Source organism: Janthinobacterium sp. SUN120, from assembly GCF_030397735.1.
GTDB classification, from domain to species: Bacteria; Pseudomonadota; Gammaproteobacteria; order Burkholderiales; family Burkholderiaceae_D; genus Janthinobacterium; species Janthinobacterium kumbetense.
Genome location: NZ_JAPUBW010000002.1, coordinates 1,653,644 through 1,666,194, shown reverse-complemented (window position 1 = coordinate 1,666,194; position 12,551 = coordinate 1,653,644). Strand labels below are relative to the sequence as shown.

Annotated in this window: 10 protein-coding genes and 2 pseudogenes; 7 read left to right on the top strand and 5 right to left on the bottom strand. The window is 45.0% G+C overall.

The window, feature by feature from the left end:
* Positions 1-60 precede the first annotated feature (60 nt).
* The 6 genes and pseudogenes from O0879_RS17230 to O0879_RS17205 form a co-directional block, all read left to right on the top strand.
* A complete protein-coding gene (locus O0879_RS17230; protein WP_289917688.1) occupies positions 61-705 on the top strand; it encodes a DapH/DapD/GlmU-related protein in 645 nt (214 codons plus the stop codon).
* Positions 706-790: 85 nt separating this feature from the next.
* Positions 791-2,023 (top strand): glycosyl transferase, encoded by a 1,233-nt coding sequence (locus O0879_RS17225; protein WP_289917686.1) that lies wholly within the window; start codon positions 791-793, stop codon positions 2,021-2,023.
* Positions 2,024-2,050: 27 nt separating this feature from the next.
* Entirely contained in the window at positions 2,051-3,037 is a 987-nt protein-coding gene (locus O0879_RS17220) for a glycosyltransferase family 1 protein (protein WP_289917684.1), read from the top strand.
* Positions 3,038-3,126: 89 nt separating this feature from the next.
* Positions 3,127-4,191, top strand: a pseudogene (locus O0879_RS17215) (glycosyltransferase family 4 protein); the annotation flags it as partial.
* 100 nt (positions 4,192-4,291) lie between these two features.
* Complete coding sequence (locus O0879_RS17210) at positions 4,292-5,563, top strand: hypothetical protein (RefSeq protein ID WP_289917680.1); 1,272 nt, start codon at positions 4,292-4,294, stop codon at positions 5,561-5,563.
* Positions 5,564-5,789: 226 nt separating this feature from the next.
* A pseudogene (locus O0879_RS17205) lies at positions 5,790-6,563 on the top strand (IS4 family transposase); the annotation flags it as partial.
* A 175-nt stretch (positions 6,564-6,738) separates the two neighbouring features.
* On the opposite strand, the gene O0879_RS17200 reads toward O0879_RS17205, so the two are convergent.
* Genes O0879_RS17200 through O0879_RS17190 form a run of 3 tightly spaced genes read right to left on the bottom strand, consistent with a single transcriptional unit; the run spans position 6,739 to position 9,744 of the window.
* Positions 6,739-8,133, bottom strand: a complete 1,395-nt coding sequence (locus O0879_RS17200; protein WP_289917679.1) for a hypothetical protein — start codon at positions 8,131-8,133, stop codon at positions 6,739-6,741.
* The gene (locus tag O0879_RS17195) at positions 8,112-9,410 is read right to left on the bottom strand and encodes a class I SAM-dependent methyltransferase (protein ID WP_289917677.1); all 1,299 of its coding nucleotides are present in this window, start codon (positions 9,408-9,410) and stop codon (positions 8,112-8,114) included. Before O0879_RS17195 ends, O0879_RS17200 begins: the two co-directional genes overlap by 22 nt.
* A complete protein-coding gene (locus O0879_RS17190; protein ID WP_289917676.1) occupies positions 9,403-9,744 on the bottom strand; it encodes a hypothetical protein in 342 nt (113 codons plus the stop codon). The genes O0879_RS17195 and O0879_RS17190 overlap by 8 nt, the downstream gene beginning before the upstream one ends.
* 538 nt (positions 9,745-10,282) lie before the next feature.
* On the opposite strand from O0879_RS17190, the gene O0879_RS17185 reads away from it, so the two are divergent.
* Positions 10,283-10,657 (top strand): hypothetical protein, encoded by a 375-nt coding sequence (locus O0879_RS17185; protein WP_289917674.1) that lies wholly within the window; start codon positions 10,283-10,285, stop codon positions 10,655-10,657.
* A gap of 420 nt (positions 10,658-11,077) precedes the next feature.
* On the opposite strand, the gene rfbD is transcribed toward O0879_RS17185, so the two are convergent.
* Both rfbD and rfbC read right to left on the bottom strand, forming a co-directional pair.
* Positions 11,078-11,950, bottom strand: a complete 873-nt coding sequence (gene rfbD / locus O0879_RS17180) for a dTDP-4-dehydrorhamnose reductase (protein ID WP_289917671.1) — start codon at positions 11,948-11,950, stop codon at positions 11,078-11,080.
* Positions 11,951-11,991: 41 nt separating this feature from the next.
* On the bottom strand, positions 11,992-12,537 hold the full coding sequence (rfbC, locus tag O0879_RS17175; protein WP_289917669.1) for a dTDP-4-dehydrorhamnose 3,5-epimerase: 546 nt from the start codon (positions 12,535-12,537) through the stop codon (positions 11,992-11,994).
* Positions 12,538-12,551: the final 14 nt, after the last annotated feature.

Genomic DNA, 12,551 nt, shown 5'->3' with positions numbered 1-12,551 from the left:
TTCAATACATATTGTATTTAAATGATGTAATTGAACGCAAAATTTTCCATACGTTTATTCATGAAAAAATTTATAAAAGTTCTAAAAAGAGAAAATTTCAATTTCCTTTCTTTGATTTTTTTGGCGGTAAAATTAAAACTTCGACGTATATATTATAAAAAACTGTTTGGCTGGAATGTCAATACAATTTTAGGGCCTGCTTATATTCGTGGGAAACGCCATATAACCATAGGTGATAATTTTAATTGTAGAAGTAACCTATGGATCGAAGCTGTTACTGAGTTTGGTGATCAAAAATTCAATCCGAGAATAATTATTGGGAATAATTTTGGCGCCAGTGATTTTCTTCATATAGCGGCAACAAATTTAGTTGATATTGGAAATAATGTATTGGTGGGTAGTAAGGTTTTGATCACAGACCATTTACATGGCGATTATCGAAGTGACTTTCCATCATCACCCGATGAGTCTCCCCATGATAGAAAACTGTCGACGGAACGCCTAGTCATCATTGAAGATAATGTTCTAATTGGCGACAATGTTTGCATTTTACCCGGAGCACGGATTGGTTTTGGTGCTGTTATAGGTGCTAATTCAGTTGTGACTTCGGATATTCCCCCTAAGACGATCGCCGTAGGTATTCCTGCTCGAATAGTGAAGAAGTATTGTGATGCCCAGAAAAAATGGATAGGTGTAGAAATTTAGTCCGCCTGAATCTATTTATCCTAAAGAAATTTATTGATTATAAGTGAACTTAAAGCAATGTTGTTAGAACATGGAAAGTAAAGTTATGGATTTAGATCGTAGTAAAAATTGTGGTGATGGAAATTATTCTGGATGCACGATTGTATCGAAAAACTATTTTGCTTACGCCTTAACGCTGAGAAATAGTTTTTTAAAAAAACATCCTGATGGTGCTTTTCATATACTTATCGTCGATACAAAAGATGAGACTTTTAAAGTAGATGATGGTGTTGCCATTACTTGGGTCGAAGATCTTAATATTCCAAACTTCACATCATATGCCATTCGCTATGATATTTTAGAATTAAATACAAATGTTAAACCGACATTTTTATTGATGCTGTTGGGAAAATACAAGAAAGTTACCTATATAGATCCTGATATAAAAATTTTCCGGCATCTTGATATCATATTCGACAGATTAAATGATCATTCAATCGTGTTGACTCCTCATATTGTCAGTCCTATTATTGATAGTATGAAGCCTGGAGAAGTTGATTTTCTAATTAATGGTCAATTTAATCTTGGATTTATTGGCGTTAATGATTCCGAGCAGGCCATAGAAATGCTTCGCTGGTGGCAGGCCCGTTGCCTTGAGCAGGGATATAATGAACCGGCTCATGGGCTTTTTGTCGATCAAAAATGGATCAACCTGGTTCCTTGCATATTTTCTGGTGTTTATATTGAGAAATCACTTGGCTGCAATATGGCCTACTGGAATTTGCACGAGCGCTTGCTTGGACAAAAGGACAATGAATGGGTAGTGAACGCTACAGAACCATTGTACTTTTTCCATTTTAGCGGATTGCTGCTGAATGAGGAAAATGCTATTTCGAAATATCAGAATAGATTTGATTTGGTACAACGGCCAGATCTAAAAGAAATATTCGCTGCATACCGTCAGGAGTTGCGGGACAATGGGCATTTGAAATTTCAAAAAATAAAATATGGTTTTTCGACGTTTAATGATAATAAATATATTTCTTCCGTTTCACGTCGCTTATATAGAATGTCAGAATTTCCAGTTACCAGCGACAATCCATTTTTAGTCGACAGTAAATTTTATAAATTTTGCAAGAGAAATAATTTGTTTGCGACTCCTAGTGGGGTTAAATCATATAATAGCTACAATACAAATCACAATGATATTCGTCTTAAAATAATTCGTTGTGGTATGAAGATCGCGTTTCGGTTTCTTGGTGTGGAAAAATATCAGTTACTGTTGAAATATATGATTTATATTGCTTCTATTCGTAATCAAAGAGATATTTTTAAATAATTATTTTTCCATGATAGGTTTCCCTTGGTGAAGAAGGTATACATCGATGAACGCTGGATAGGTGAGCATGGAATAGGAAGATTTGCACAAGTTATTGCAAGCAAAATTTCTTTGATTCCTATGAATATGACAGGCTCACCATCTTCTCCTCTTGATGCAGTGCGCTTTTTTTTACATACATTGCGCTATGCACGAAATAAATTAATATTTAGTCCCGGCTATAATGCGCCGATTTTTATTTGGACTCCATTTGTATTTACTATTCATGATTTGAATCATATCGATCGTACCGAAAATAGTAGCGTATTGAAGCGAATTTATTACAAATGGATCATGCGTCGTGCATGTCGTAATGCTAAGGTGGTATTGACGGTGTCTGAATTTTCCAAGCAACGTATTATCGAGTGGGCTGGGGTTGATCCTGCACATGTTGTTAATGTTGGAAATGGCGTCGGGGAAGAGTACTCTTTAAATGCTTTGGCATACAAACCAGGTTACAAGTATGTATTAAGTGTCAGCAATAGAAAGGCACACAAAAATGAAGCAAGAATAATTGAGTCTTTTGCGCGAGCAAATATCGAATCTAACGTTCGATTATTATTTACGGGCGATGGAAATCAGGCTCTCCTGGATATAGCGCAAAAATTTAATGTTCAAGATCGGGTTGTATTTATCGGGCGTGTTGCTGAAGTTGATCTTCCTGGTCTTTATCGTGGTGCTGTAATGCTTGTGTTTCCTTCCTTATACGAAGGATTTGGTTTGCCCGTGATCGAGGCGATGGCTTGTGGTTGTCCGGTACTGACGTCGAACACGACCTCCTTACCCGAGGTTGCAGGCGACGCAGCATTGTTGGTCGATCCAACATCTATTCAGAGTATTGCCGATGGTATCACCTTGATTTTTACCGATGCTGTTTTGCGTTCCAAAATGATTGGAGACGGCCTGGCTCAGGCTAGTAAATTTTCATGGGACGAGGTCGTCCGCAAAGTAGATAATGTTCTGAGCAATGCCTAAACGATGACTGGATGGCCTTGCGCAGTTTGATTTGAAAATGATATTGAATTACCGTTTCTGTAATAGTACTAGAGAACATATTTAACATAATGAAAAAAATTGCATTAATGCATGAATGGTACACGACTCTGGCAGGCTCAGAAAAGGTAATGGAGCAGTTATCCGGGCTGTATTCCGAAGCCGATATGTTCGCTGTATATGCAGATACTGACTTTGTGCAAGCTACTAATTTTTTGCGCAATCGTAAACTGACAACAACATTTATTCAAAATTTACCTAGGGCATCGAAATCGTTTCGTTCATATCTGCCTTTGATGCCACTTGCCGTGGAGCAACTAGATTTGTCATCATATGAACTGGTGATATCAAGTAGTCATGCTGTTGCGAAAGGGATTATTACTGGACCAGATCAGTTGCACATCAGTTATGTCCATTCCCCAATTCGATATGCCTGGGACTTGCAACATCAGTATCTACGCGAGTCTGGACTTGACACTGGTCTGAAGGGTTGGGTAGCGAAATGGATGCTACATAAAATTCGTATGTGGGACGTTAGAACGGCAAATGGTGTCGATCATTTTGTTGCTAATTCCAAGTTTATTGCACGTCGTATTAAGAAAGTTTATGGTCGAGATGCTGATGTGATTTATCCGCCAGTTAATGTATCTGCTTTTTCTCTAGTTGAAGAAAAAGAAGACTTTTATCTTACTGCTTCACGTCTCGTTCCTTACAAAAAAATGGACTTGATCGTCGAGGCATTTTCAAAAATGCCTGAAAAACGTTTGATTGTCATTGGTGATGGGCCTGATATGCAGAAGATCAAGGCAAAAGCAGGAAAAAATGTTGAAATGTTGGGCTATCAGTCGTTTTCGGTGCTAAAAGACATGATGCAACGGGCGAAGGCATTTGTGTTTGCTGCTGAGGAGGACTTCGGGATTATTCCGGTTGAAGCTCAGGCGTGCGGTACACCAGTTATCGCTTTTGGAAAGGGGGGGAGTTTGGAAACTGTAATTGACGGAGGACCTGAACCGACAGGTTTATTTTTTATGGAGCAAACGGTTTCTGCGGTTTGTATGGCCGTTCATGACTTCGAAAAACGACGCCATCTTTTCCTTCCCATTAACTGTAGGAAAAATTCTGAACGTTTTTCGATTGAAAGATTTAATCTTGAGTTTTCGAACTATGTAAATTCGAAATGGTTCGATTTTTCAAGCAAGAAGTAAATTAATTTAGATAGAATAGTGAATTTAAAAAATGGATTCCATAGAAAAATTTAATAATTCATCTCCTAAATATAAATTCGCAGTCTTTATGATGACAGTTTTTATTATTTATTTTCCGAAAGGGGGGGTGAAAATTGGAGGCGTACCTTTAACGTGGGGATATGTGGCAATTTTCATTTTTTCAATTATTGCTATTCCTCGCTTCCTTTTGAATATTGGGAATATTTCTTTTTCTACCTGCCGTTTGAATGTAATTTTTTCGTTGTTGCCATTTCAGAGTATTGTGATTGTTAGCTTCATATTTAATGGAGTTGAAAATTTCGGTTTTGGTATTTCACTTATCGTTTCTGTGATATTTCTTCCATTTACATTCATTATATTATTTCATCAATATATGGAGGAAATGAACTTGTCATATCTTTTTGGTATGGTGAGAAAAGGTGTAATATTTGTATCGATGTTTGGTATATTTTTATTTTTTTATAAATTGTACACAGGTTCCTTTCTTGAAATTCCATTTTTAACTGTAAATTATGATGACCTTGGTGAGCTTGAGGGAAAACATATCGATAGAGGTGGTATATTTAAACTAATATCAACTTACAATAATGGAAATATATATGGTATTTGCATATTGATGCTTCTTCCTTTGTATGAATTTCTTGAAAATTCAAAAATTAAAAAAATTATTGTTAAAACATCTTTGGTGTTGACTTTGTCTAGGACCGTTTGGTTAGGAATGATTATATATGAATTTTTTAAATTGTTTTACCTTTCAAGAAATTCTATAAATAGGCATTTTTTATTCATTCCGAGATTGTTTTTGGAATTGAAGATAAAGAAGTCAGATTTCACTGCTATTTTATTATCATTTATTGGAATAATTTTATTTGGTGGAGCCATTTTTTATATGGTTTTTATGATAGGACAAAATGCCTCATTTTTATTTGATAAAAATCTTGGTGGCAGAATTGACCAGTTAAATATCATAGATGAATTGACTTTTTTCCCTGAAAAGAAATTTTCCCAAGTTTCAGAAATTGTATATATGTCAATATTGAATGGCTTTGGTATATTGGGGTTCTTATCATTTTTATTGGCTATGCTGTCTCCTGTTATTTATGGTCTTTTAAGGCGAGTGCCATTTGGCGGCTCATTATATAAAAAATCTATTATGTCTGGATTGATCATATATCTTATATTGGCAATTTCTGACGGTGCCTTTTTATATATTCCTGTAATGGCAATTTATTGGTTTTTGGTTTCACTATTGTTATTGAGTAATCGTCATTCGAATAGTTGAATATCATGAATGGAGTTTCTCAAGCACCAAGTGCAACACCTTTTCTGTAAGGTGCCACTATGGCGAAAATCTGCAAAAATTTGACCATCTTGGAGCGCGCCATCGTGATGGGTATGCGCGATGAGCTGTGTTTCATTCGTAAGCGGTCCATAAACCACAGCCTTGTGGCTTGATTCCGATTTTCGCATGCCTGCCGTTTCAATTTGAACTGGAGCAGGCATGGGGGATGCTCAGAGCACAAGAACTGGGCACCCTGGGCGACTTGCTGGTGCGGGCGCAGTACAACCGCTGCCTTCCGCACGCCGAGAGGCTGTGACAGCATACCAGCGCCGGGGTGGCCGCTCGATGAGATCGTCTTTGAAATGGGCACGGCGCGGCGTCAAGGCGCGCACCGTACATCAGTAATTGTGGGCGTGTCAGGCCGAACTGCCGGCGGCGCAAGGCAAGCGCGTCGGCGCCACCTGCCTCATTACCCGGGAAATCGACGCGCTGACCGACGTCAAGCCAGTTGAATGGCGCTTGCAGAGTAATTGCGCCGTGGACACGTTGGCGCAAGCGGTGGAACTGATCCAATGGTATCGGAACCGTTAGGAGATCGGGCTCTTCTTCAATGTCCTGAAAAATACCTAGAGGGGCGAGGCGCTTCAACTTGGCTCGATCATGCATATCGAACGCGCCTTGACGCTGTTCATGCTGGTGGCGTGGCGCATCGCCTTTCTGATGCCCAGGAATCGGACCAGTCCCGATTTGGATGCGACGTTATTCTGCGGCGTTATTCTTCGATCCGGATGAAACTGAAGCAGTCTATCTGTTGCGTGGAAAATCCCCGCCGCCAAAGGCAACGGTTAATCCGCTACTGCGCCAAATCGCGTGTCTAGGAGGTTTTCTAGCGCGCAAGGGCGACGGTGAGCGTGACGTAAAAACCATCTGGCTCGGCTTGAAGGATCTACAGGTAGCCGTCAAGATGATGCGCGCTCTGCGTAGCCTAGGGCAACGCTAGAGTTGTGTATAACGAAGTGCCTTATAGCCCGGAACTGAAGCGTATCGAGATCTTGTGGAAGCAGGCCAAGTACTGCTGGCACCGCTTCGCCGGGCTGAAAGGAAACGAGTTGGTGAACGAAGTGGAATCCTTGATGAAAGGTTTCGCCACCGCATTCACAATAGATTTCGTCTGACTACTTAGATTCAAACTGGTACAACAGATCGAATACATCTTTGTTATTTTCGATCTTTAGTGGTGCCTTGTTTTTCAGATTGAAAGTAGCAATGATAAGCGGCACTTGATTTGATATCTGTGACGAGTCAGGCTTGCACTTGATTGCCATGTAGGTCTTGTCGGCACACCAGATTTCTGGCCGTAAGGGGTGATCGGAAAATACAACGATTCTGAAATTGTCTCCAAACACCAATTTGGCTCTGTGTGCCACCAGTCCAACTACCGAAGCACCGTATGTAATGTTGTCAGAATATTCTTCATTCAACGTCTTTAAAGGAATCCCCATTAGCGGGTGTGGCACCAGAAGATGTGCAAATAGAATGCCTCCTTTTTTCCAGAAGGGCGCTTCCATCAGCATTTTTTTCATGTTGTCACGTAAGGCCAGGAATGATTTTCTGTCTGACTCGGATGCTTCGCAGCCCAAAAATTTCAGTTCTTGGCCCCCTGGATAGCTGCAGGCCAATTCTGTGGCAGCTGACTTTGTTGGAAAGGGAGAAAAAGAGCAGGAACGCAGGCCTTGAATGGAACAATAGCGGTGATAGAAACCCACGATGTCAATATTTTCCGAACTAGCTTTTACTTTGGAAAAGTCCAATACTTTGCTTGTACTACAGAGTTGCGTGGGCCCACACGCCACTGATTGGTCAAAATTTGTCCTCATCCAAATGGCAGGAATGACATTGATCGTGTTCTTGCCTGCCGGATCTATATTGGTTGCTGTGACATGTAATCCGGTTGCCTGTAGTTGCTTGACAACAGGTCCGGCTGAGCTGGCACTGAGTTCATCTAGTAGCAAAACAATCGTGTTTTGCGATGGCATATTTGGAGCGGCTATTGTCGGGGGTTGATAACTTGGGCTTGGCCAGTAGACCGTGGAGGCATTCGTGTTCGCAAGCACCACTGGGAAAAAGATGAAAATCATCCCTCCGACGATTCCGGCCAAGTAAAGACGTTTCCAAGTGTCAATAGTGATTTTGAGAGTTAACAGACTTGCAGTGATAGCCGATGCCACTGCGAGCGTTTTGTGCAAGGCATTGCTTTGCATCGGAATCAATTCCAACTGCTTAAGGTAAGCGAACCCGACCAAGGTTAACAACAGGGCTATGCCGACGTTTATCATTTTTATTGTTGTGGCTTGCCCCAACCCACCACGCAGCAGTGCGATACAAACGATAACAAAGGTAGCTAGCAGCCCAAAAGCGAGGGTGATTTCGCTCGCTGTGTGATACTGAAAGTAGAGACTACTCCAGATCCAGTTAGTCTGCCCAAGCAACAGTAGCGTGAGCAACGCCAGGGTCGCTGCATAAAGCGGCTGCCCTGCCTGCATTTCGGTTACAGTTTCTTGAGTAGACATAGCGTGCGCAGTGTATTGGGTACGGAATAGCTCGCAACCGTACTGAAATATTGGCTAAAGGCCGCCATTTGTACAGCCACAGAAAACTCTTTGGGCTCGCGCTTGCGCTGGCTGCATAGGTGCAAGACCATCGGATCAGTTTCATCGAGTAGTTCAACGATCAGGAACTCGCGCGTAATATGTGCCGCCATCTGCGCAATTTTCCCCATATGAATACCTTCAGATATCGCCAGGTGATGAATAAGCGCCAGCATCAACAGCATGTCGGCGCGCTGGTGCAGACGAGTTATGAGCGAGGGAAACTCATCACCACCCCAACCACGCCCGCCAACCATATCCCCCAAATTGGTGACGAGAGGGTGGATATTGGTGGCGTTGCTTTGCGAAAGCACAAGCTTTTGAATGGCGTCATGGTCCAGATCGACGGCGATCACGTCGGCACCGGTTCCGGCCGACAGAACCGTAAATTCTCCGGTGTTGCAGCCGAGGTCCACCACCCAAGCAGGCGCAGTGTTTTCCAGCCATTCACCTACCTTTTGAAATTTTGCAGTGGAAGCTTCGTCGGTATAGTGATGGCGCGTATCGGTATAGCCAGCCCAATGGCTACGCGCCTGGTTGGGTTTCCCACCATTGAGCATGGATTGGCAGAAACCGTAGAGATTGCCATGTAGATGTTTGCCATCTTTTGTCGGTACTTGAGCGCGAGGTTGGGATTTGTTGTTGCTTGCCACCATGAGTGGCCAGTATCGCGTCATGTATCGTTTGAAACCAAGCAAAGTACGAGCAACATCTGCTGGAATACCATCGCGATAGGTGCTGTAACTTTGGTGTGGCTTCAGGCCGCGCTGCTGCGACACTGCAAGCGGCAGCAGAAAATGACGAGTGAACTGGCCAAACGCCCACCATTGCGGCGTAACAATCGGCTGGAACGAAAGGTGATCACAGAACATGGGCTGGTTGCCCTGGAAAATTACGTTCCATGCGGAAGCGTCTTTCAGTTCATGCCCAGCACCGAGAATTTCACGCGAGATATCTAACGTGAGTTGAGCCGCCAAATAAAGTTGTGCGTCACACCATTCAAAGGGATAACTGACGAAAGGCAATCTAGGTGACTCGACTGTTTCGGGTGCCGTGAACTCGAACGGAATCAGCCTGCCGGCTTCGACGAGCGTCGCAGCAGCTTTCGATAGAAGAAATTGCTTGGCGGTGGCGGCGGGGCGGATGCGTCGAATGACTGTTTGTCCCTGAAATTCAATTGTGCCTTCAGGATCACGCATCGTTATTTTTCTTTCGACTAAACAGCTTGGCGATCATTTGCCGAGGTTTTTTGATAAATGTTAATGCCGCACCAATGATGGCAAAAATACTCTGTAGAAGCAGGAGGGCTGAGCCTGGATCAACATAGGCATAAGCCGGGGAAGAAAAAGCTATACAGAGCAGTACTGCACGCAAGACGATCCTTAATTCGATGTAAATAAATTTCATTACTTCTGTACCTTTTTCAATATATTTATCAGGACGGCTACCATTGGTGGCGTTCTCAAAAAACAAGTGCAACACCTTCTGCTGTAAAGTGCCGTCACGGCGAAAATCTACAAAACTTCTCGCCATCTAGTAGTACAGGTCGTCACGGCCGTGCGCGATGACCTGTACTCTATTCGAGCTATTGCTAAGCGTATTTGCCGTTTGGGCAGTACGATTGGCCGTAAAATCGGACGCACCCGTGATGGTGGCATCTACGATGTCAACCGGGCGCATTTGCAGTGCCAGGCCCGCCGGATTGAATCGCGGCGGTTGGCCAAACTCCGGGCCGACAGTGTCCTGCCCGAAGTCGTTAGACATCAGCTCAAACTTCTCTGGTTGCCACAGAAAGAACGTAAGAACCGGAGCTCCCATGGCGCGACAACCCTGATGTAACCGTGCGCCACGAGACTATCTACGACGCCATCTACATGCATACGTGCGGCGAGGCCAAGCGCGAACTTATTGCCTGCCTGAGCCACCACAATCAGGTGCGCGAACCGCGCAGCCGCTGCACCGATCGCCGAGGGTAGATTCTGGACGCCAGATCATGATATCTGCCCTCTGGCGATCGAGGGCAGCCTTGTCCCCGGCCAATGGAAGGGTGACGTGATAACGGCGCCAGCAAGTGTCTATCGCGTCGGTGGACACGCTGGTCGAATGCGCGACCGGTTTCGTGGCATTGGCCAAAATGGTTAACGCAACCCGTCAAGAGTATCGTCGCCAGCATCGCCAATGCGCCCTCAACAGCGAGCCGGTGGTGATGTGCAAAACGATGACGTGCTACCAAGGCTGCGAGATGCTCACTGAGCGCACCGGCGTGCGGACTGACTTCGCCGATCCGCACGCCCCTTGGGAACAGGGGGCAACGAGAACGCCAAGGGGCTGTTGCACCAGTACACCTCCAAAAAGCATCGACTTATCGATTTGCTTCCCTGACGAGTCGAATGCCATTTTGCTGTCGCTCAATTCGCGTTCACGGACCAAGCTTGAATTTGAATAGACGCAGCTCACTTATACTCAACACATAGCATTGCTGCAATACCTAACGAGCACTGTTCATTAATCCTGTGTGGAACTTGGAGTTTGAAATCGCAGGGCGTCAAATATATACCATCTGTCACACTGCAATAATATAGCGGATCCATGATTTGAGACAGCAGTTTAAGCCATATCGTTATACATGTCGGGGCTCGATGTCCGCGATGTGGCGCTGGTGCAACCGGCTGGCCACGCGAAGGCCGGATTTGTTATCATTATTTAAAGTTGTTCTTGTCCGTTTCGGATAGTCTCGAGAGATAGGGGGGGGGGCGGTGGCATGCAGGAGTAATACGGTAAAAAAGTTTCGTTTACAACTGTTATTTCCGGTGTTTACTCAGGCTGAACAATTCCCATTTTTTCATTTCTGTTGACAGGGTAATATTTAATTTTGACACAGCCTTAATGTATCCTGCCAATCCGGAATGCGACAAAAAGTATCCATCAGGCGCTGTGATGACAGTACTGAATTGGTCGGACGCTTCGCTGGTACAGGATAGTCTTTAGCTAATATCGGTTTTAATATTGGTTTTTTGGCAACTGAGGGGTGGGCCATGATCGCTTCGGTAAAACCGAACCAGCTGGTCCTTCCCTGCGCCGTCAAATGATACAGACCGGAGCGTGCTTGCCACCATGCTTGCTGGTCGCTTGCCGTCAGGCTTTGCGCCACGATATGCGCCGTGGTATCTGCGATGGTACGGCTCCATGTCGGTGCGCCGAACTGATCGGATACGATACTTAGTTCTTCGCGCTCCTTTGCCAGGCGCAGCATGGTCAACAGAAAGTTTTTGCCATGTGTGCTATAGACCCAACTGGTGCGCAAGATCAGGTAAGGGATGCCGGCGGCCTCGATCGCCTGTTCGCCGGCCAGCTTGCTGCTGCCGTAGACATTGATCGGGCAAGTGGAATCGGTTTCGGTGTAGGGACCATCTTTCGAGCCATCAAACACGTAGTCAGTGCTGTAATGGATCATCGCAGCCCCCAGCTTTTTCGCCTCTTCCGCCATCACGCCCGGTGCTTCGCCATTGATGCGCAGCGCCAGTTCAGGTTCGCTCTCGGCCTTGTCGACAGCGGTGTACGCGGCCGGGTTGACGATCAGCGTCGGCTTGATGCGGCGGATGACGTCGCGCACCTGGTCCAGGTCGGCCAGGTCCATCTGGCTGCGGTCCACCGCAATGATCTCGCCCAGGCCCTGCAGGCTGCGTTCTAGTTCGTAACCGACCTGGCCGGTTTTTCCTGTGATTAAAATACGGCTCATGAAATAGTTTTGTTCCAGTGTGTCAGATTGGTCGGTAACGGTCAGGAAAAAACGTCGGCGTTGGCCAGCAAGGTACCGACTTTATCTTTGCCAGACAGCAGTGGTTCGCCATCGAGCGGCCAGTCGATACCGATGGCTGGATCGTTCCACAGGAGGCTGCGTTCGAACTTCGGTGCCCAGTAGTCGGTCGTCTTGTACAGGAACTCGGCGCTGCTGCTGGTGACCACGAAACCGTGGGCAAAGCCTTCCGGTATCCACAACTGGCGTTTATTGGCCGCTGATAAGGTCACGCCTACCCAGTGGCCAAACGTCGGCGAGCTTTTGCGCAGGTCGACGGCGACGTCGAAGACTTCGCCAGCGGTCACACGCACCAGCTTGCCTTGCGGTTGCTGGATTTGGTAGTGCAGGCCGCGCAACACGCCCTTTGCCGACTTGGAATGATTGTCCTGCACGAAATCGCGCGTGACGCCGGTCAGTTCGGCAAAGCGCTTCTGGTTGAAGCTTTCGTAGAAAAAGCCCCGGTCATCGCCGAACACGGTGGGTTCAAGGATCAGGACGTCCGGTATGGCGGTGGTTTGAATTTGCATGGTGTGAAATGAGC